At 42.7% G+C, this 21,961-nt stretch carries 14 protein-coding genes and 2 pseudogenes; 5 read left to right on the top strand and 11 right to left on the bottom strand.

Annotated elements, in window-relative coordinates:
• The 3 genes and pseudogenes from GQF01_RS03190 to GQF01_RS03200 all read left to right on the top strand — a co-directional run.
• A pseudogene (locus GQF01_RS03190) lies at window positions 1-604 on the top strand (hypothetical protein); the annotation flags it as partial.
• Between the two features lie 472 nt (window positions 605-1,076).
• On the top strand, window positions 1,077-1,868 hold the full coding sequence (locus GQF01_RS03195) for a hypothetical protein (RefSeq protein WP_161405440.1): 792 nt from the start codon (window positions 1,077-1,079) through the stop codon (window positions 1,866-1,868).
• 2 nt (window positions 1,869-1,870) lie between these two features.
• On the top strand, window positions 1,871-2,332 hold the full coding sequence (locus GQF01_RS03200) for a hypothetical protein (protein ID WP_202556046.1): 462 nt from the start codon (window positions 1,871-1,873) through the stop codon (window positions 2,330-2,332).
• A 132-nt stretch (window positions 2,333-2,464) separates the two neighbouring features.
• Here the strand turns inward: GQF01_RS03200 and GQF01_RS37060 are convergent, their stop codons facing one another.
• The 8 genes and pseudogenes from GQF01_RS37060 to GQF01_RS03240 form a co-directional block, all read right to left on the bottom strand.
• Window positions 2,465-2,656 (bottom strand): DUF3973 domain-containing protein, encoded by a 192-nt coding sequence (locus GQF01_RS37060; protein WP_161405442.1) that lies wholly within the window; start codon window positions 2,654-2,656, stop codon window positions 2,465-2,467.
• 106 nt (window positions 2,657-2,762) lie between these two features.
• On the bottom strand, window positions 2,763-3,449 hold the full coding sequence (locus GQF01_RS03210) for an HAD hydrolase-like protein (protein WP_161405443.1): 687 nt from the start codon (window positions 3,447-3,449) through the stop codon (window positions 2,763-2,765).
• Window positions 3,450-3,664: 215 nt separating this feature from the next.
• A pseudogene (locus GQF01_RS03215) lies at window positions 3,665-3,773 on the bottom strand (nitroreductase family protein); the annotation flags it as partial.
• 71 nt (window positions 3,774-3,844) lie between these two features.
• Window positions 3,845-4,699, bottom strand: coding sequence for an AraC family transcriptional regulator (locus tag GQF01_RS03220; RefSeq protein ID WP_235958880.1), 855 nt, complete (start codon window positions 4,697-4,699; stop codon window positions 3,845-3,847).
• A gap of 202 nt (window positions 4,700-4,901) precedes the next feature.
• The gene (locus GQF01_RS03225) at window positions 4,902-8,135 is read right to left on the bottom strand and encodes an endo-1,4-beta-xylanase (protein ID WP_161405445.1); all 3,234 of its coding nucleotides are present in this window, start codon (window positions 8,133-8,135) and stop codon (window positions 4,902-4,904) included.
• A 585-nt stretch (window positions 8,136-8,720) separates the two neighbouring features.
• Complete coding sequence (locus GQF01_RS03230) at window positions 8,721-9,563, bottom strand: carbohydrate ABC transporter permease (protein WP_202556038.1); 843 nt, start codon at window positions 9,561-9,563, stop codon at window positions 8,721-8,723.
• On the bottom strand, window positions 9,560-10,240 hold the full coding sequence (locus GQF01_RS03235; protein ID WP_328803387.1) for a carbohydrate ABC transporter permease: 681 nt from the start codon (window positions 10,238-10,240) through the stop codon (window positions 9,560-9,562). Before GQF01_RS03235 ends, GQF01_RS03230 begins: the two co-directional genes overlap by 4 nt.
• Window positions 10,241-10,637: 397 nt before the next feature.
• Window positions 10,638-12,137 carry an ABC transporter substrate-binding protein gene (locus tag GQF01_RS03240; RefSeq protein WP_161405447.1) on the bottom strand — a complete coding sequence of 500 codons (1,500 nt, stop codon included), beginning with the start codon at window positions 12,135-12,137 and terminating at the stop codon, window positions 10,638-10,640.
• Window positions 12,138-12,408: 271 nt separating this feature from the next.
• Here GQF01_RS03240 and GQF01_RS37140 point away from each other — a divergent pair, with 271 nt between their 5' ends.
• Together GQF01_RS37140 and GQF01_RS03250 are read left to right on the top strand one after the other, a co-directional pair.
• Window positions 12,409-14,178 carry a sensor histidine kinase gene (locus GQF01_RS37140; RefSeq protein WP_161405448.1) on the top strand — a complete coding sequence of 590 codons (1,770 nt, stop codon included), beginning with the start codon at window positions 12,409-12,411 and terminating at the stop codon, window positions 14,176-14,178.
• Window positions 14,175-15,833, top strand: a complete 1,659-nt coding sequence (locus tag GQF01_RS03250; RefSeq protein ID WP_161405449.1) for a response regulator transcription factor — start codon at window positions 14,175-14,177, stop codon at window positions 15,831-15,833. The genes GQF01_RS37140 and GQF01_RS03250 overlap by 4 nt, the downstream gene beginning before the upstream one ends.
• A gap of 160 nt (window positions 15,834-15,993) precedes the next feature.
• Here GQF01_RS03250 and GQF01_RS03255 read toward each other — a convergent pair whose 3' ends face one another.
• From GQF01_RS03255 to GQF01_RS03265, 3 genes are all read right to left on the bottom strand, one after another.
• On the bottom strand, window positions 15,994-17,739 hold the full coding sequence (locus tag GQF01_RS03255) for a hypothetical protein (protein ID WP_202556040.1): 1,746 nt from the start codon (window positions 17,737-17,739) through the stop codon (window positions 15,994-15,996).
• A gap of 123 nt (window positions 17,740-17,862) precedes the next feature.
• The gene (locus GQF01_RS03260) at window positions 17,863-21,510 is read right to left on the bottom strand and encodes a sugar-binding protein (protein WP_161405451.1); all 3,648 of its coding nucleotides are present in this window, start codon (window positions 21,508-21,510) and stop codon (window positions 17,863-17,865) included.
• Window positions 21,511-21,865: 355 nt separating this feature from the next.
• On the bottom strand, window positions 21,866-21,961 hold a 96-nt coding region (locus GQF01_RS03265; protein ID WP_161405452.1), incomplete at its 5' end, for an IS3 family transposase.

Raw genomic sequence — 21,961 nt, forward strand, 5'->3', positions numbered from 1 at the left:
TGCAACTGGAGCACCAGGAGCTGCAGGAGCTCAAGGTGCAACTGGAGCCCCAGGACCTGGAGGCGGGGGATTAATTCCATTTTCAACGGGCATCATTCTTAGTGGTGCTGCAGTAGTATCAGCTGCTCCAATTTTAATGGGTTTTGGTAGTAGTACGGTTGAAGTAATTGACGGTGGTGGAGAATCAACTAGTCCTGCCGAAGCAGGTGGATTTGCTTTCCCAATTCCCTTTAATGGTACCGTTCAAAATTTACAAATAAGTGCAGATTTATTGGTTGCATCTGTGGTTTCTATCAATACTCTCGGTCTTGTATATGATTTCACAGTATTCCGAGCACCTTCAGCTCCTAATAATGGGATTGATCATATTTCTTCACCTTACGTGACAACTGCGTTAACTAGTTCGGTTAGATTCGGTTTTCCAAACAATGTCATTACAGCCGGTACTTTCCGCTCGGCAACGAATATTAATCTTGGCTCATTAGGAGTTACTGCAGGTGATCGTATTGGTATTCGTGTAAGGACACTTGCGTCAACGGATGCCTCAGCAGCGGATATCACCCAACTATCATTTAGCGCCAGTCTATCTTACACCCCTTCTTAATAAGTCTCTATATTGTAATTAGCCATTTGTTTCATGGTAGGTTACCAGAAGACATATCTCGCTTTCAAGCATATATTACAGCTACTCTTTCTGTTAACCGATGGAGTAACACGGGCACTTCCTAACCAGTGTTACTCCATACTTACTTCGTATTAAATCTGTATAGTAGATGCTTTTTCATGACTAAATTAATTTCCCCAAGTTGTGCTAGCTTTTTTAATGACATTCGGCGGGTTGGATTTGTTTCGATAACAAACAATGGTTTACAAGTATCTCCACGGCTCCCTGGGTATCTTTTAACCACACCTTACACTCAGTAGTAAAATAAACCTCTCTTTGCTTAGACCCCTTACATATAATCAATATTGCACACCAATATCTGCATTAGAAAACAAAGTTATTCAATAAAATTTACACGAATTGGAAACACTATCTTTGCATTATCTTAAAACAATACTATGAGGACAATTTCATGGATAACTTTAAAAACTTAGATAACAAGCATCGACGTTTCAAAGCACATGTAAGTATCTTTGGGACAACCCAATTTCATTTACGAAATCCTTACATTATGGCGTGGTGGTCGGCAGCCTTTCCTGGCTTTGGACACCTTCTGTTAAGTAAATACTTACGGGGATTGGTACTTTTCATTTGGGAAGTAGTTGTTAATTATAATGCTAAAATCAATTTAGCCATGATTCATTCATTTTGTGGAAATATTGAACTAGCTAAACAAACTTTGAATTCCAGATGGTTGTTAATGTATATTCCCGTTTATATATTTGCCATTTGGGACAGTTATCGGACTGCAGTCGACATGAATAAGGTGTATTTGCTCGCCGAACGAGAAAACGCTCCTTTTAATTCTTTCAGTATAGGAGCACTGGAAATCAACTATTTGGACAAACGTAGTCCACTCATGTCTGTTTTTTGGTCGATATTTATGCCAGGACTTGGGCAATTGCATATTCACCGTATTATCGTAGCATTTTTCTCAATTACATGGACAATTGTCTTCTTGTATTTTTCACATATGCTTGAAGCCGTCCAGCTGCTTTTCTATGGTAAAATTCAAAATGCAACAGAAGTCTTGGACAAACAATGGCTGTTATATATGCCTTCTATGTGGGGGTTCTCTATTTTCGACTCCTATATCAATACCGTAGAAAATAACAAATTGTTCGAGAAAGAACAACAAGATTTCCTCATTAAAAATTACCAGAATGTGGAATTTAAAGTTAAAAAGGGAAGGGTTGTGGGCTAATGTTGCAAATTTACTCCACATTTGAGCATTCAACATATTTAGAATTAGCTATAAATGAGCTGGAAAAAAACAGAGTTGCCAAGGAAAACATTTTCGCTGTCCCTTTAACCAATCGAAAAGTGGAACGAAGAATTTTTGATTCCATTCATAATTCAGATGGGGTCTCCCTGATAAGCACGGGAGCAGCATTGGGCACGGCATTTTCTGTCGTTGGAGCAAGTCTTGGATTTGAATTACAATGGGGGCCGATTTACTGGGGACTTATTGGTGCAATAGGAGGATTTTTATTAGGATTTCTTATCGATTTTTTTATATTTAAGGTGATAAAAAAGCGCAAGCAACTTCTACGCGGGAAAAAAGGTGAGGTTATTTTAATCGTTGAATGTGATGATAATCAAGCTGATGGTATTGAAAGTATACTTTGGCATCACTTGGCTTTAGGGATTGCAAGAGTTCAATGTTAATAACCTTATTAAGCAATACTTAAAGTTAGTTGAGCGTTTGACTAATAAATGCCGAAAAAAATTACATTTTATAAGGATGAAACAACTCTTTTGGATAAATTTTCTTTTTGTATTCAGTGTAATTTAAAAAACTCACTCCGGAGTTACCAGAAATGAGTTACTTATCGCAGTATTAACTATCGGTACAATGAAATACTTACTACATACACCGACTTGATAAATAATTGCTTCCTTCCAATGAAAACCGGATGTAAAAATCATTGCATTTGGATTAAGAGATCTAGCGTGCAACAAATTGCAACGAGCACAATAATAAATATTCATTTCTTGCCTTCGACCTCCTCCATTCTCTAAGTATAAACTAACTTACAGGTAAAGTATTTAGCTATTGAAAATATTTCTCAAGCAGTCACGGCAATCTGCTCCATATTTATTGTGCTATCGTTTTCCGATAGCTTAATCCTTTACTATCGCACACTATTGTTTTTAGTTCATCTAAGTCATCTATAACGATATCCGCTTGAGAAATTTCATCTTCTTGTGCAAAATCAAAATTGCACCCTATTGCAACTAAACCATTTTCTTTTGCCGCTTTTATATCTGAAAGGCGGTCCCCTACTACTGCTCCATTAGTAATACTATACTTTTCTACAATAGTCTTGACTAAATCAGATTTATTCAACGATGCAATCTGCTGGATACTAAATGTTTCAGCAACCCAATTATCCAATTTATAATAATTCACAATCGCTGTTAAATATTTTGTTAAGCCGTTACTTGCTATGTAGATTGAACACTTATTCTCAGTTAAATAACTGAAAACATCCTCTACATTAGGATATAAAGCACCCTTGCCACTTTTTATATTTTTAATTAAGCTTCCCAGAAAATAAGTATCAATTTGTTCTCTTACTTCGATGGAATGATTGGGTAATAAAGTTTCCCATACTTTGGGCAAAGGCACACCCATAATTTCACGGTATTTATCAATAGGTGTTTCTTTGTCCCATTCATTTAGTGACCTCAAATGATTAAAGGTATCTTCGAGTGATACTTCAAGAATCTTATCTGTTTGAAAAAGTGTACCATCCATATCAAAAATTATTGATTTAAACATTGAGTTCCACTCCATTTCTATTCCCAGAGAACAAAATATGTTTTCTCTATATTACTAATATAGACCATATTTGTACACACATGTAATTAGGCAAAACTGCACGTTACTTCTACGTACAACGGTAGACGATCGTGTGCCGGCTGCCGTCATGTCGTGATTGAACTATAGTTCACCTTTAGTTAATTGCGGTTTGATCATCAATCGCATATGTCGGTTACGAATTTCCATGGCTCCAGTCCATTCGAGCTTGGTGATAATCTCCCCCGTTTCAATGATAAACTGGAAATCTTCCTCCGAAATTTTTGGGGTCGGATTGAATTCTTTTCATTTCAAGCCCACTTATGTTGACATGAAAGAAGAACCTATCGCAACTTCCGCAATAAGTCCAACTTATTCTACTTGTTTAGGATTTCAAATTCCTGCCGATCCGATCTGCCATTTTCAATTAGAATTCTGGAAGGGGGGAAACCTTTTATTTTCTTGAATAGTTTACTGAAATAATAAATGTCTTCAAAACCGCATTTATAAGCAGCCTCCTGAACGGTAAACTCACCACTAAGAAGGATATTTTCAGCATTGTTGATTTTCATTCTATTAATATATTCTTTCACGGATGCCCCCATGTATTTCTTAAAAAGAGTCCCAAAATACGCGGTAGTTAAGCCGGCAATGGCTGCTAGCTCCTCAACTTCAAATTGATTCTGCAAGTTGCTTAATATGTACCTTAGAGCTTTCTGAATACGTTTATCTATATTTACATTGTTGCCTTTATAGTACAAAGACTTGAAATAGAAATGAAGAATCATAAGCAGCAATGCACGCGCTTTCATTTCATGTCCTTTATTTTTCTTTAACCATTCGAATGTCAGCTCATTGTACAAGGAGTGTAATTCCTCTGGCTGGCCGATATGCGAAATTAAAGGAAACGGTAGTTGAACATCTTTGCCTGTCAGATCAAAGAGATGAATATTCATTGCATAACAGATCATCAAATTAGTGGGGTCGGTGATTGCGCTTCGGCGGCTGCCTTTAGGAATACAGATGAGATCACCTTGATTAACTTCATGTATGGTGCCATTAATGGAGTAGAAGGCTTTTCCTTTAAATATGTACGTTAAATCAATAAAATCCGTCGTCGCATCTTCAATAATCCATGTGGGTGTAGAGTGCCTATTGATGAATAATTCAATTTGAGGATTAATTTCGACATATTCCATAGAAATTATCCTTTCCAAGATAAAATTATACAATTAATCAAATAGCTACTTATTGAACATATTATATTATGAGATATTTTTAGATTCAACAAACTTTACTACTCTGCAAAGTATAGGACATTACTAGTATCGTAACGTTTGTATTTGCAGAGGGAAAAAGACGGCGTTTTACACCCGGAATATGGGAGTAAACGCCGTCTTTTTTTGTAGAGTACTATCCTAATTTAGTAACGAATTAATTGATGTTGGTTGCGACATACCCAAGATCCCAGATATCGATTTTGTTATCGTTGTTCATATCAGCAACCTTAGCTTTTGCCCAATCTGCGCTGGTTGAGTCCATGCCATAGTGATAAGCTACAATCGCGAGGTCACCTACGTTGGTGTCTCCATCTCCGTTTATGTCTGCAGACTTATTAGCTGTTGCTTTGAAGGTGTCAATGGAGGTGTTGAGTGCTGCGAGAGCACTGTCAACTTGGTCTTGAGTTACGCTTGCATTGTCTCTTACAGCACTTGCAATGTTAATTGCTTCAAGGAATACATCTTTAGCTGCTTGCGGATATTGGCCAGGTTGAGTACCTACTATAGCCGTGTTGTACAGGGTTTGTGCACTCGTAATTGCTGCATTCAAAGCAGTTTTATCTACTTGATGAATAATACCACCAACGGATATCGTCTTGCTGCTCAACGCCGCAGAGGTTACGGTCCCATCACGACCGCCAGTCTTCGCTTGAGAGACTGCAATGGTTCCAGTTGTATTCTGAACACCGGACTTTACCTTAAAGGTTATATTCAAAACCGGTGTGCTAGTTCCAGCTACCCCTCCGACATTTACGGAGATGATTCTCACTATTCCAGGGGTAGCAGTATCTTCTCTCAGAACCTGAATGTTACTGGTTGCACCCGCTGCACTGACATAATCGAATACGCTGGAATCATAGCTTAGCGTGATATCCTGTGCGTACACGCTTTGTGTCACGCTATCCAGGCTAACACCTGCTGTGAAAGTACTTTCAGGTGTCACACTGCTGTTAGCTGCGATTGTTGCTGTAAGCGATTTGGCTTCTCCATTACCGGGTGTATACATGCCAAGATCGCCAAGGTCGATTGCATAGCTGTTCTGGAGTTTCTCGTATTCGCCTGCAAAGAAATCATCCAGGTATGAATGTCCAAGAACGAATCTGTTCGGATTCACGGCGCCATAGTAGCCGGCATTGGCATTGCTCTGACTGTCAAACAGCACATAACTTCCCTGCCATCCTGAACCGGCTACGCCCCAGCTGATGATGTGATCGATGTAAGGGGCGAACCTGTTGAACAGTTTGTACATCAGCGCGTACTCATAACCAAGGGCGTCAGACTGTCTGACATTGAGCACTGCGGGAGCGAGCGCGCCGCCGCCTGGGGAGGATGTCGGCATCTTAAGGTCAAGTTCTGAGTAAGCAATACCGGAAAGAAGGCCTTCGTCAATAAGAGAAGCATAGAGGGCCATCGCATATTGGTTATCGCTTGCAAGGGTCTTTCCAATTGAATCGTGCCCCTGGATACCGATGTCTTCGATAAGGGGTCTTCCGTCATACAGCGGATCGGAGAGCCATGCGGTGTTCAGTGCGCGAACCATGTTGTATACAGTCCTCGCTTTGGTGCGATTAGAAATGTCGTAATCGTTATAGGTCAGTTTCGGAGGATCATTAACGATGTACGCGTCAATGCTGCCAACGTTGTCGTGTCCGTCGAGCTTCATGTACTCGGGAAGGTTCGCATAGTTGGCTTTGTAAGCCGCCGCCATCTTGGCGTTAGGTGCCGCGATGTGCGCGTTTTTGAAAAGCAAGTATATGTAATGCTCGGAGATGTCGCCGCCAATTAGATCATCCGACATTGCAGAAAGCCAGTTGGTGTTTTTGAGTGTCTGTCTCCAGCTGTTCGGATCCGCGGGAATGGTTTCGCTGTGGCGGCTCTCATGGACCTCTTCGTTGAGTACGTCCCATGAATTGAAGGGGATTACTCCGCGCGATACACTTGAGCCATATTTCGTATCTGTGGTCAGGAAGTGCCGCATCACATACATTGTATGGTTAAACTGCACTCTTCTGGCCATTTCTTTGTCTACCTTAACCGTTGTTGTAACGCCGTTGCCCAATCCGTAGTAATCGGTTGTTCCATTATATCCCAAGGGAAGGGTCGCCGGAATCATCTGTCTCATCCATGCAGGGGCCTGGTTGTACCATGCCAAAACGTGGGCATGAGACTTATACTGTCCGGGAGTTCCGGAATCCCTGATCGCTTGATAAGAGCTGGTCGGCATACTGTATTCACCTATACCAGGGGTGGTGGTTGCGCCGCTCAGAGCCTCGCCAGTAACGCTTTTCAGCCAGCTCGGGCCGCGAGGATGCGTTCCATCAGCCTTGAGATTGTTGCCGTCGACAAAGATTTCATAATGATTGGCTCTGGTTCCGGTTACTGCTCCGGTTCCGATCGTACCGACCATGAACGTGCCATTTTGCTTGTTGTAAACATTCTTTAAAGGCGTTACGGCACTCTGGTTTTCGTTGTTGATAACGTTAGGAAGCGCAACGCCGTTAGGGTCCGGTGCGGTTATCTTGATGTTGGCGACAAGAAGCATACCGGTTTCTGCGGGACGGCCGGTCTCGCCATGGAGCTCAAGAATGAAGTTCGATGAAGTGCCTGTTGTAGCGGTAATGCTGGTGTGCTTCAACAACCAGGTTTCACCGTTGTAGCTGCCAATCCAGTCAGGGTTAAGGTTGTTGTACTCGTATTCCCTGAGGTAGGTATCAATGTCAGAACCAGCATTTCTGATTCTCCACCTCATGAATTTTCCCTGCGCACTCTTGGGATAGTACACATCAAACTCAATATTTGAGCCTGCGGGAACATCTACACTCGGGGACAACGGAGATTGAAGGGTCATTCCCCCGAAGCTGGTTTTTCCGTTATGGACGTAATTGATCTGGAGCACATCAGCTTTGCCTTGGGAATCTGCAAAAGGATACGGAATTAATTTGTATGTACCTCCAGCAAAGTCGGCAGGGACACGGTTGTCAAGCGGCGTTCTTGAGGTCCAGACATTAGTGGGCGCAGTAATTTTTACAGGTATTCTACCAAGACCCGGATCAAGACGGAAATAAGGATTTGAACCATCCGCTTTGATCTTTCCAGTGAAACTCACTATTGCGTTTTCAAGACTGGCTATGGCTTCGTCGGCGGGAGTGAGCGCATTGCGTGCGAACTCCAGCGCGTTATCAAGATCTTTGAGTTCGTCGGCGTACACCCAGGGGAAAGCTTTGTTCACATCGGATCCAACGTCAGTGTGGCTAATCTGGAGCGGGAATTCCTCGTTGCCGGCTTTTAAAGCTTCGGCTTGTGCAATGAGGTCGTTCAGTTCATGTGTCAGTTCGCCTCCGGCCGCATTTGCCGGGACGGGGGCAAACGCGAATGCAGAGAGCAGCATGATGACTACGAGGATGCGGGAGATGTTGATTAAAAGTTTTTCACGGTTCATCTTCGTTTTACTCCTTTTCTTAAGGCAACCTCTAAAATCTCGTTTTAGAGTCGCCCTCCTTTTAGTTTTCGGACAACTTTACGGATAAAAATGTTGTTTTGATGAATTGACCATCAAATATGCCTCCGTTGCTTACTGAGCACTTATCCCTTGGGTTATGTTGTACGTGGCTTGACGATCAATATAAACACCTCCCTCTAATGTTGGCGGGTAGATATTGAAAACGTTTTCACAAAAGCAGATATAAGGTTTCGACCTTCTACAGCCATAACAGTTGAATGCAGCTCAGTTGGTTGTCACTGACGGTGTAGACGATCTTCTTATCTCTGCCACTCTTGTATGGACTATTGATAATATGATATACAACCCTTACTGCTAACTCCATGGATAGATGCTAGATCATTTGTATTTTTTTCGAAAGCGGTTACAAATCAGACCCTGGTTCATGATTTCTGTTGACCTTACTTAAAGCAACGTAAAAAGCGCTCACCCAGAGAGTGAACGCCATTGGATCGATTTAGTTGCTAGCTCCAATTACCCTTTAATCGAACCCGCAATTCCTTCAATAAAGTACCTCTGTAGGAAAAGAAACACGATAATAATCGGAATCAGTGACATACAAGCACCAGCTGCGATGCCGGTCCAATCCACGGTATTCGTACCAAAGAAGTTATACATCCCGACCCCAAGCGTTCGAAGATCCGGTTTACCTAGCGTAAAGATCAACGGCACAAGGAACGCATTCCACGCCGCAATAAATGTGAAAATGCTAACCGTTGCAATGATTGGCTTTGTTAATGGTAGCATAATATTGAAGAAGATGCGGGGTTGACTTGCGCCATCCATAACGCCTGATTCTTCTACTTCCTTCGGAATCGAAGCAAAAAAGCCCATGAATAATAGAATGGAGACCACGTTGGACGGACCCGCTTCGGCTAATACAACGCCCATGAGACTGTTGTTAAAGCCCAATTTTACAATCAGCTCAAATAACGGAATAATCGTAAAGCCTTTCGGCAAAAACATAGCCACAACAAGCGCAGCCAAAATGATCTTCTTACCTGGCATATTACCGCGACCGAGCGCATAACCAGCCAGTGAGGAGACAAGAAGCACTACTAAGATTACCATAAGGGTAACGAAGACTGTATTAAAGAAGTACAAGTAGAACTTGGCGCTTTCCCATGCTCGACTGAAATTCACTAAGGTCGGCTCCTTCGGAATTAACCTCAGACCTCCTAGAAACATTTCACCTTGCGATTTGAATGCGGATGAAATCATCCATAAGAACGGATAACTCCACAAGAAGGTAATCCCAATAAAGAGAAGATGCATAGCGGTCTGAGCAATTGTTTTTCCAGTACTTAGTGTTCTCATACCGATTGCCCTCCTTTACCAGGTCGTACCTTCTTCATAACAGCTGCTTGAACCAAAACAATTAGAAATACAGCCATACTGAACACGATCCCCGCAGCAGACGCGAAACCATAACGTGTACTTGAATACTCCGTTGTTTCGAACGCATAGCGGTAAATATAGGTATCAATGACATCGGTGGATTTAACTGGACCGCCTTCCGTCATCGTTTTGACCAAGTCAAAGGGGTGTAGATTGGCTATGAATGTCAATAAGACAATGATAATACCGATTGGCACGAGCAGAGGAATCGTAATACGCGTAAAACGCTGAACAGCACCAGCTCCATCGATTTTCGCAGCTTCATACAGTTCCGCAGGAATGGTTTGCAAGCCGGCGAGCCAATATATGAGCGGTGTACCAAAGCTTTTCCATAGCGAAATAACCAATAGGGTAGGTAAAGCTAGTTTCTGGGACCCGAGAAAGTTAATCGGGCTGTCGATCAATCCCATCTTCAACAACACATCGTTGATTGGCCCGCCAAGCGGATTTAACAAGATGACGAATACGATACCGACTACGGCTGTCGTTGAGATCACTGGCAAAAAGATAAGCAAACGATAAATATTTCTCCCTTTAACTGCAGGATGATTAAGAATTACCGCCACTATTAGTGCTAGCGGCAATTGAATACACACATTACTTATTGCAAAGGAGAATGTAACTTTGAACGCATTCCAAAATCCAGGATCCGTATATATCTCTATGAAATTGTTGAAACCAATAAAGTTTGATGGTCTTCCTGTGCCATCCCAGTTAAAGAAAGCATAGTACCAGCTACCAACTATAGGCCAAATTGAAAACATAAGAAATAAAACCAACATGGGTAATATAAACAAATAATGCCAGCGATGCAATTTGATTCGTTTCCATAAATCAGATGTCGCTGTTCCACTATCTCTTACTGAGGTCGAGGATGGTAAGGTCCTCTCTTGGTGTATGTTCATTCCTTCCACTCCTTTTCCCGAGCCTTTAGTGAAAAGAGATTCCCTCAAGCGATTAATCTCTCTTGAGGGAATCTCCCCACGAAATCACTTATTTTCTAAGATAATCTTTCATAGGATCCCAGTCTGAGAATTTAAGGTCATCGATTGTAATTTTGCTTCCACCATCGCGTGCCTTTTTCATTTCTGCTTCTATTAATTGATTAACTTTTTTGTCATACTCGCTAAATACCGCTTTAACATCTTCATTGTTGATAATCGCTTTCACCCCAAGATCTTTTATTCTTGGTTTAGGCAGTCCGTCAGCGATTGGTTTGGACAACTTATCCATATCGGCATTTTTCAAACTTACATGCGGAGCCAAACGTAACGTTTCGTTCATCACTTGCAACACTTGTTTCGAAACGCCATCTAACTCAATACCGTCATATGCTTTAGGAATAACGACCATTTCTTTCGATGATTGGAAATATGATTTTTGGAATTCTGCAGATCCAAAATAATCAAGTACTTTCCATGCCGCATCCTTTACCTTGGACCCTGAACCTATTACGAACTTAGGCTCAGCTGGTGTAGGTACATCTCTATAGCCTTTGCGTCCTGTATCAGGTACTGGAGCAGCAGCAATGCCAAGCTTCAAATCTGGTTTCAGCTTCAGAATTTCAGCTGCTTGCCATGCTGCTCCAACGAACATCGCAACTTTGCCTGCTGCAAATTGCTGATGCATTTGCGCTGGATCCCAGTTCTCCCAACCAGGTGCCAGTACTTTCTGTGCATTCAAATCGCGGAAAATTTCAACCGCAGGAGCCATAGAAGCTGCATTTGCCTGACCTGTTAGGAGGCTAATCGGCCAATCTCCCTCCTGTTGGAGAACCCCGCCTTCGTTCGATACAGCAAAGCCTGCAATGGTAGCGGAGAAAGCGCCAAGGTCTTTGCCCATAATGGACGTACCATACACTTGTCCTTTGCCTTCTTTGGTGATTTTGGCAGACATATTCTTGAATTCGGAATACGTTTTCGGTGGTGCATCGATACCGTATTGTTTCAAAATATCGACATTGTAGAACAAAGGTCTGACTTTACTGTAACGCGGATCCGCCAAAGGCACGCCGACCACCTTATCTTTATAACGCAGCCAGCTATCCTTGTCGAAGGTGCCCTGCGGGTATCTCGCCTTGAATTCCGGTGTCAAATAGTCATCAATCGGTTGAATCCAACCATTATCTGAAGCAAGCTGCCATTGCGCTTTACCACCTACGATGAAGAATACGTCTGGCCCTTCATTTGTTGCAAACATCAACTGCACCGCATTGTTATACTGTGCTGAAGGATTCATTTGCAAATCTACTTTTACGTCTGGATTTTTGTCCATAAATTTCTTAACTTCTGCCTTATAGAAAGCTTCATCTTCCGCTCTAGCTGAAGGCAGAACAACCTTAACTGTCTTTGGCGGCTGCTGAGCAGTAGGTTTGCTTGTTGCTGGAGCAACGCTTTGCGCAGGTTCTACCGCGTTTTTAGAACAGCCAGCGAACACGATCGTTGTACAAAAGGCTAGTATAGCCAATGCCGAAGTTTTAACTTTTTTGTTCAATGTATTCGACTCCCCTTATTTGTTAGTTTGATTTTGTTTATAACTTAATTGTAGCAATCACAAACCTTACACAGTATCCCATCCTACTATAAACTAGGTGGATTAATCTATTGGAACTAGTTTATCTTAGACGGGCTCTTACATGCTTCGTATATAAGAATCCTACAAATTGTGTGGATTAATCTATAGATGCCCCAAAATACATTGACATGCACCCATAGTTGCTTAACAATTACTAATAGAAACGATTACGATACAGGACAGGTGCAACATGGGAATCATTCAACATTATCTGCGCTTCACTAAACGCATTCGTTTTAAAATTTTCATCCTGAATTCAACAGTCGTTATTGCCGCAGTACTACTCCTAGGTTTATTTGCATACCAATATACACTCAAAATAGTAACGCAAAGTCAGTTAGAGCGAATGGAAATACTAGCAGATCGTACGGAGGAACAATTATCACGAACAACGAGCGACTTACAACAAACGCTTTCATTAATATCTAGTGAAATTGCGCAAACTAATATGACCGAGAAAGAGATCGAAGCTGTAATTAGAACTTACAATTATTCCCTTTATCCGCTTACCCAGAACATATTTTATATAGAGCCTTCTGGACATGTCATTCAAACGAGTGAAACCTTTTTGATTCCAGCTGATGTTACAGATTACATCATTAACCAGACTGGCAGCAAATTAATTAACTTTATCGGGCCCTACTATTCTCCGTCCAAGGGACTCATTAGTACAGTAACAGCCAAAGTCAGACAAGGTACTGAAATAAAAGGTATACTTGCCATTGATATTAATTCAGAAAAAATCAATAAATTATTTATGGATAGCAATATTGACAAAGAAATTTCTACCTTAGTGTTTAACAATGAGCTTCGCCCTATTCTAAGCGACATTAAACTGCGTGGGACATTCCAACAGCAGGAATACTCCGAGTTGTTTCCTGCGCTGCAGGAACTGGTGAATACGTCAACGGAAACGAATGAGACGAAAATTGTTAAGATCCACAATGATGAATATATCGTGCGGGTCAGCACGCCTGACTTATTCAAATTGAAATTGTTGCACTTCGTCAATAAAGATCGCTTCTTGGGTGAAGTAGAAAAATTCAAGAATTATACACTATGGTTTGCAGGTGTTTTCACACTGATTGTGTTCATTTTATCCCTCTATTTAGCGAGGTCAATCAATCAACCCATCCAGAAATTGATTATTCAGATGAACCGGATCAAAAATGGCAATCTACATATCCGTATCCGTCTAAAGCGTCAAGACGAGTTCCTATCCCTAGCAGAATCATTCAATGAGATGCTGGATCGCATTGAAACACTGGTTGAAGAAAAGGTTCTCATCGAAAAAGCCAAAAAGAAATTCGAACTCAAAGCTCTGCGATCGCAAATAAATCCACACTTTCTTTACAACACACTAAACTCGATTAACGCTCTTGTAGATCTGAATCGTACAGAGGAGATACCTAAAGTACTGAATGCTCTTGTTCGACTGTTTCAATATACGATGGATCATGGACTCGAATTTACGGAGCTAAGCGCCGAACTAGAAGGCCTTGAACAATATGTCTATCTCCAGCAAATTCGTTACCAGCATAAATTTGAGGTGCAATATTCTTTTGAAGAAGAACTGCTATCATACAAAATGCTGAAACTCTCCTTGCAACCTATTGTAGAGAATGCGATATTCCACGGAATCAAAGGCAAGAAAAGAGGTGAAGGTAGTATTCACATCGGAGGCGGCTTCATGAATGGTAAAACTTCTATTTTATTATTTGTGGAAGACAACGGGACTGGGATGTCCCCGGAACGTCTAACGCAGTTGCTTATTGATAACTTAGGATCCCCTTCACATGCTAGGCCTAAGGGATTTAATTCCATTGGTTTACGGAATGTGCATGAACGCTATCAGCTTAATTATGGAAAGGAATATGGATTACATATTTCGAGTCAGGAAGGATTAGGCACTAGAGTTGAACTTCTCATGCCAGCCATGAAAGGAGATGATAGCTTATGAAATCCAATTTGATTATAAGCGAAAATATACGTTGCATTATTGTGGATGATGAAGACTTAGTTCGAGAAAGATTCCGTATCGGATTTCCTCTTGCTGAGAATGGCTTCGAAATTGTTGGTGAAGCCGAAGATGGCGAAGAAGCATTGGAGCTGTGCAAGCAACTTAATCCCGATATTGTCATTACCGACATCGTTATGCCTCGGATGGATGGACTACAGTTAACTGAACATTTAAAAGCTTTGATGCCACGTGTAAAAGTCATCATTTTATCCAACTATCAAGAGTTCGATTTCGCACGAAAAGCCGTTCAACTCGGGGCTATTGGTTATCTATTGAAAATTACTTCCGGGCATCGCGAGCTTCTTGACCTGCTTGAACGTACCAGGAAGGAGATTGAATTAGATCGTGAATTATTGCTAGAGAAAATACAGGAACGTCACCGTTTCCAGCAAAGCAAGCCTCTGCTTCGCAAACAATTCATCATGAATGTAATGGACCAGATGTATGCTTCGCCAGAATCCATTCGTAAGGAATTCACAATGCTCGAGCTTCATCCCTTATCCTATGGATTTACGATTGCCTACCTGGAAATTGATAAATTCGCTGAGCTGAAACAAACCTTTCATTCCCGAGATATCTCGTTATTCAAATACGTATTGATGCATATGATCGAAGAGGTTAGTTCAACCCATTACAATGGCAATCTATTCCCTTGGACAGAAGAGAACTCCCTCTGTTTATGGCTTCACTGGGATTCGGCTTATCAAATGGAGCAAGCTGAATCGCAAGTTTATGCTTTGTTCCAAAAAATAAATGAATTTATCAAACTATATTTGCCCTTTACCGTTACTTCTGGGTTCAGTAAGGCAAAGAGACTTTCCTTGGATCATGGTCAACTCCCCATACATTTGAAGGAAGCAGTTCAAGAGGCTATTAGCGCTACTTCACAGCGATTCTACAATAACTTAGGTATGGTGTATACGTATACCAATTTCGTGCCTTATCACGCATTAGGAGAAGCACACAAGCAAAATTTAAACAATAGTTTGCAAAGTATTAATCCATTTCTAGACGATAGCAGCCTGCGAAGAAGCCTCTATGAGGAAGTTCTCAGTAAAATTCAAGAGCAGCATGTTCAACCTGCACAACTGATTAGCTGGCTAGAAGAGCTAACCAAACATTGGACTGCGAATGACCCGTTAGGTGCAACCTCGCTGATCGATTCCCTTGAGATGGTTGAAGTTCTTCAGGATGTTGAAGCCTACTTACTCCGATTAATGCAGTGGAAACGTACCATTCAAGTATTATCCAGTAAGGATCATCAATTTCGCATCGAAATTCAGGATGCGCTTGATTATATCAATACCCATTTCCACAAACCGATCAGTGTCACTGACGTGTGTCAACATCATCAAATAAGTCCTAACTATTTTAGCCATCTATTCAAAGCCCAAACAGGCAGTAATTTCTCTGATTATGTCACACACTATCGTATGCAAGCAGCTAAAAAGCTACTCAATGAAACAACGCTTCAAGTTCAGGAAATCTCCGAACGCGTGGGTATTGCCGATTACAAATATTTCACTCGCCTGTTCCGTAGATCTACAGGTCAAACACCAAGCGCCTTCCGAGAACAATCGAAAAGCTCATCTTGAGCTACTTAACCGAGCACGTTGCCAGTACCACCATGAAGAAGACACCCAATGTATGGGTGTCTTCTTTGTTTACGCTGCAGTCGTACATGAATGGCATTTCCGTACCGACATCCTAACGATAGGCAGAACACACCTAGACGATGCGCCCTTCCCATTGCCATCATACTTTCTCTAGCTGTAAGTAGATCGTCGTCGCTTTCTCTTTTACTATTGCTCGGGCGAGCTTATACTCTCCGTTACGGTTACCGTACACCTGTTCACTTATGGACATGATACCTTCACACCTAGCCCGGTACTCGTAACCGTTCAGTTTAACTCTCAATTCCGACCCCTGTATCCTGAAATCTGTCGTCTCTTCTCCATTCGTAATTAATACCGGTATTTGAACATGCACCTCGTCGTGGAGTGCTCCTAGAAGCTCCACATGAAGCTTTAATCCTGATGCATCCAGCTCATAGTGCTCGAGAACAGCTTCACAGCCTTGTAGTGCTGCCCCCCGGTACGTAACACTAAACCGAACCGACTGCTTCGATTCCTCATGTACTGTACACTGCACATCTAAACCTCCACATTCCGCCAAATATTGAAATGTTCCTTCCGGTTTAACCCACCCTGGACCAATTACGGCGTGAATGCGCTCCACTCCTTCACTTAGACTAAAACTCTCACCTGCCGATAGCGGTGTAGATAGCCCCAGCTCCGTCGGTGCTCCCCTGCGATGGAGCCGGCCTAAGCCTGTAGCATCGTAAGATAAATCTGCAGAGTAATCGATCTCTATCGAGTAACCGTTGCTATTCGCGAACACCTTATGAAAAGACTCCTCTGTTTGCCAAACATATCCTCCATGTTCTGCAGGACACAGGTTATCGCTTTCCACTGATTCGTCTTCGGTGAACCAGTAGGCAATAGCAAGAAATGCTCCCATGGATATCATATATTTATCGTAAAAACCATATGACTCGGTGCCATGCTTACTCTGTATTGAATACATGTTCTTAATGTGCCGTGGTGGATTTAATCGCATCCAACGCTCGATGGATTCGATTGCAAGCCTGGCACATCTCCGAAATTTGCTAGCCTTTAAAAGATCTCCTAGCCTCTCATAACGAACCGATTCATACTCTGCATTGGCAGCAATAAGCGTTTCATTAAATAGAAATTGATTGCTTCTTCCTCCATATGGAAATTCAAACGAAGCTGATTGCATCAGAAGGGTTGCCTCACCTGCTTTACAGAGCATACGGTCCAGCTCAGCAGCGAACTCCCCCTGGTAGCCAAAGCCAAGCATCAGCTGAATTTGACACCTTGTCGTTAGATCATAGAGTATAGGGCAGCCCGGATCCATATACATACCTTTTTCATCAAAGTGCTGCAGTTGAGTTGGCCAGTGCTTCGCAAAGTATGCACTCGCATCTGTTAATCCTACTGACTCTCTAAGAAATTCACCAACCATATTATAGATGTTAATATTGTGAAGTTTGGTAGCTTTATTATGATCACGTATCACTGACCCGTAATGTAGGTATGGGTCCAGTTCTTGTAACCATCTGAACCATTCCTGTTCCCACTCAACAGGTATTGTTATAGTTTCCTTCATTATACGCAGCGAGAACATAATTTCCTTAATGGAGAAATCAGCAATGATATCTTCTCGAAGAGTAACGATTTCTCTGCAACAATTAGACATCATCTCTTTCCAAAGCTCCAGCTGATCTGCCATCCGTCCACCATGTATCAGGCATGAGAGTACTGTCATAATCCTTGAATAAGACTGCAGATCTAGCCTGCTTGATCCATCACAAGAAATTCTTCGTCTAATCGAGTCCAAATCATAGGCTTGAAAAGACAGCTCCATCAGGTCCAAATACATTTCCTTCCTATTAAGCAAGCGAACATATCTTTGCATAACTATATCTTTACACTCCCAACTATCGATGGCAGGATTAGCACTCCTACTATGTTAATGAGGCTAGCTCAAAGGTTATTATCGACCCTTGAGCAAGCCTCTTTTCTTAGCAGCTATTCTACGTTATGGTGTAAGTGTTTGTACTTCCTTCGCCTTAGCTAACTGAATGCGATTGTATACGCGTGTATCTGCCCAATAAGGTAAGTTCCTATCGACCCAGGTCACGAAACCATTCCGCAAACCATCTCCATTCGAATCATCATTGGCTGTCGCGTTAAAGCCAATAATCTCTCCAGCGGAAGGAATGAGCTTGGTATACTTAACTGCGATTTCAACAATATAGCTGCCATTTCCTTTGTAGACTGCACTCGTTACGTTATTCAATATGTCCGTCACTTTCATTGACGTCGTCTTCGCGTTATTCAAGTCGACCCGTATTTGGTAATCGCCTATCGTTTGAGCACCATTCTTCGTGTTCAGCTCATCTACCCAAACTTCAACCGAGTCGTTCTTCTCCTTCTCGGCAACTGCAAAAGGTGTAGTATCCTTCATTTCAAACAAGTAGTACAAGGCTGTTTCATCCCAAGCGACTCTAACCTTTCCAGTTGTTCCCGTCGCAATGGTATCCATTTGCAATGGCGTGGAGTTGGCCCAGAAGCTATCGATTGTGCCATCTAACACGGGTTTTCCGTATGCTGCAAGTGGAACTGCAGCAGCTAGCTTTACTTCATTGTACACCCGTGTATCTGCCCAATACGGAAGGTTGCGGTCAACCCACGTCATGAAGCCATCACGCAGGCCATCTCCATTCGCATCATCATTGGCACTTGCATTGAAGCCTACGATATCCCCGACTTTCGGTGCATGCTCCGTCGTTGTATACGGTACCGCGATCTCGACTTGGTAACCCGCTTGCGTGCGATATACCGCGCTTGTCACACTATTTAAGAAGTTGGCGACCGGGTTACTCATCGACGTAGTTTTGGCATTATTCAAGTCAACGCGCATTTGGTAATCACCCGTCGTTTGAGTACCGTTTTTCGTATTTAACTCATCCACCCACACTTCGACGGAGTCGTTCTTCTCTTTCTCGGATACCGCAAACGGCGTTGTATCCTTCATCTCGAACAAGTAATACAGCTTATTTTCATCCCATGCAACTCTAGCGGTTCCTGTTGTGCCTGCTGCGGTAGCATCCATTTGAAGCACAGTGGAATATGCCCAGAAATCATCCGCTTGACCGTCGATGGCAGGTGTTCCGTAAGCAGCTACATTCGTTCCTCCGCCACCTCCGTTATCGGCTTCATTCGTCAGATCGCTCGTGATATCAGGATCTGTGGAATTGTTAACATAGACCGCCTTGCCAGAACTAGTCACTGTATTGCCAGTGATATTAATTGCACCAAACACCGTTCTGACAATCATGATGCCGTAATTAGCTGGATTCTGGAACACATTGTTCCGGATTTGCAGACCGTCAATTTCAAATGTGCCGACAATCAGCGCGCCATTATCTTGCGAATCGATAAATGTGTTGTTCTCTACGAGCACGTTATCAATACTTGGATTTTTGTTCGTTGCTGTGATATTTAAGCCGCCCTTCGTTGGGCTACCGCCATTCATACTGTCATTTGTAACCGTGTTGTTACGTACGATCACGTCTTTCACCGTGTATGTCTTGTAATTCCCCTCGGAGCTTAAGTAAATACCAGCACCATACACATCCGATACCGTGTTATTCTCAATTAATACATTTTCGCCACCTGAAACCGTAAGTCCACGAGCCTCACCTTGGGAAACGTGATTATTTCGAATAACAACGTTCTTCACCCAGCCACCGAATTTCTCATAAGAAACGACAGCAATGAAATCGTCACCTACCTGATGAACCGTGTTGTTCTCAACAAGGATATCGTTGGATAGTGCCGTGATGTGGATACCATCTGCCAACATATTCTTGACGGTATTACCACTGATGACCCCATGTGTCCCAGCGTTGAGGAAGCCTACGGAAGATCCACCGTCAATGACGATATGTTTGATCGAATAGTTCGTCGCATTCGAACCTACACGTACACGAGCTGAATCGTCGTTCGTCAGCCTGACCGTTGCTGGAACAGATGTCAACTTGACAGCGCTTAGGTCTGTGCCATCACCCATCAGGATGACCGCCTGGAGCTTAAGATCCATACTTTTTAAAATAGACGTCTCCCCATCGCCTGAAAGATCGACACTATCAAGAGTAAGTAAGCCGTTTAGATTAAATTCCCCGCTTGGCACGTAAACACTTTTGCCTTGCGCTTTCGCCGCTTCCACTGCGAGCTTGATAGCTGGTAAATCATCGAGCCCATCATTCGCAATCGCTCCATAGCTTACGATAGATAATCGTGTACTCGGAGGTGGATTCACGCCTGAATTAGATGAAGACGACGGTGCTATAGTAGGAGTAGGTGTCGGCACTCCTTCCACCTTATCCTCTTTCTTTTTCGGCTGCTTCTCAAAGGTTGTCGCATCTTTCGCAGCTTTGCTAAGGGTTGCCGTTTCAATCGTTCCAGTGCCTAAGATTTTGGCAACAGCATCTAACACGAGGTGAATAATCGTTGCCTCTGCGCCTAAACGAAGTGACATCCCTGTAGCTGATAGTTCAGCTATGAGTTCTTTTACACTGCCTTCGGGAATATCAATCTGGATTTTATCACCTTTGACTGCTAGCGATTCAAACGATCCTAGTAAAGTAACCTTCGAATCAGCCGGCAGATTCTCGGACAGCGTAACTTTACTGAACCCTGTGCCGGTTGTCCCCTTCTCTTGAATTGTAGTTGGAGATTCGATCGTAACTTCTCCAACAGTTGTTGTCCCTTCCGCTACAATACGAACTGTTCCAAGTTGCTTGTCTACCCGAATTGTGAGCAAGATGGAGTCAATAAAGTGGATCGAGTTTTCTCCTCCACCCTCTACCGTCGTTTGACCTTTTACAGTCACATGGTTGAGTGTTGCATCTCCACTACCAATGCCAGCAGCGAAAACGAGATTGCCATTGATAACCATGTTCTGCAAAGTAACTCCCGGTCCTTGTATGACCACATTGCCATCCACCGTCTGAATGCCTGTTGTCGGACCATGAATCCCTGCCGTGTTGTAGGTAGTGACTCGCTTCGCCAAAGCACGATCCAACACCGTAACCGCTTCCCCACGTTTAATGGCATTCAACGGTCTTAGTGTATGATCTGCCGCATAGCCCGTAAATATGTCATGGGCAACTACCGCATTTACGGCATCCTTCGCCCATGGAGCTATCGAGTTTTTATCTGAAAAATCGGTTTCGCTGCGCGCTGTTTTGGACAAGCCTAACAATCGATCAATGATAACAGCAGCTTCTTGCCTGCTTATGGGCTTATTCGCACCAAAAGTGCCGTCTGCATAGCCTTGGATATAGCCCACTTTCATGGCTTTGGCCACATCTTCATAATAGTAGATGCCCTTCACAACATCACTAAAGGAGATGCTCGTCTCTTCCGTAAATCCAAAAGAGCGATTCACCAGCGTCACGAACTCCGCTCTAGTTATGGTCTGCTCTGGCTTAAAGCTGCCATCTTCGTACCCTTTGATCCAACCTTTGCCGATCCAGCTGTTGATTTGATTTTCAGCCCAATGTCCCTTGGTATCTGACTTAGCTGCTACTTCTGCTCCAGAAACTGTTCCTAACGATGTAAAAAGCATGCACGCGATAATCAAGAGTGAAAGCCACTTGCTTACGGACTTAAGCTTCATTCGTTGTCCCCCTCCATTTTGTTAAAATCGCACTAACATGTTCGTCTGAACCCTCTAACCCCGAGAGCTCATTTAAATGAATACGCTTTCTCGTAAATCATTGTACCAATGGTGCCTGCCCCTTAATATCCGAAGATGCTACGAATGAGGTGCATATTTCTATGAAGTGCTACGTCATGCTTCTTCGTTCTTCATTGCGGTAAGTTGTTGACGACGAGCGGCCACACGAACTCATTCCAAACTGGACTAAATGTCAACACGCTGGTTGTTGTAACAATCGGAATGGCGTGCCCGTTAACATGGAAAGGCAGCCGATCGTTTGTGTGAAGTGACCCCTTAAAGTTAGACAAATGTTTTATGCAACCTGTTGGGCATGAGCTCGGTACTGTACCGGGCTCATGCCTTTTAGTTTTGATTTGATACGTTTGTGATTGTAATAATCTATGTATCG

The sequence above is a fragment of the Paenibacillus silvestris genome (assembly GCF_009882985.1).
Lineage (GTDB): Bacteria > Bacillota > Bacilli > Paenibacillales > NBRC-103111 > Paenibacillus_E > Paenibacillus_E silvestris.

What these genes read in the sequence shown, in the direction of transcription:
- GQF01_RS03195 (WP_161405440.1), top strand. Translation starts at nt 1,077, where the DNA reads ATGGATAACTTTAAAAACTTAGATAACAAGCATCGACGTTTCAAAGCA.
- GQF01_RS37060 (WP_161405442.1), bottom strand. Translation starts at nt 2,656, where the DNA reads ATGAATATTTATTATTGTGCTCGTTGCAATTTGTTGCACGCTAGATCT.
- GQF01_RS03210 (WP_161405443.1), bottom strand. Translation starts at nt 3,449, where the DNA reads ATGTTTAAATCAATAATTTTTGATATGGATGGTACACTTTTTCAAACA.
- GQF01_RS03225 (WP_161405445.1), bottom strand. Translation starts at nt 8,135, where the DNA reads ATGCTGCTCTCTGCATTCGCGTTTGCCCCCGTCCCGGCAAATGCGGCC.
- GQF01_RS03230 (WP_202556038.1), bottom strand. Translation starts at nt 9,563, where the DNA reads ATGAGAACACTAAGTACTGGAAAAACAATTGCTCAGACCGCTATGCAT.
- GQF01_RS37140 (WP_161405448.1), top strand. Translation starts at nt 12,409, where the DNA reads ATGGGAATCATTCAACATTATCTGCGCTTCACTAAACGCATTCGTTTT.
- GQF01_RS03250 (WP_161405449.1), top strand. Translation starts at nt 14,175, where the DNA reads ATGAAATCCAATTTGATTATAAGCGAAAATATACGTTGCATTATTGTG.
- GQF01_RS03255 (WP_202556040.1), bottom strand. Translation starts at nt 17,739, where the DNA reads ATGCAAAGATATGTTCGCTTGCTTAATAGGAAGGAAATGTATTTGGAC.
- GQF01_RS03260 (WP_161405451.1), bottom strand. Translation starts at nt 21,510, where the DNA reads ATGAAGCTTAAGTCCGTAAGCAAGTGGCTTTCACTCTTGATTATCGCG.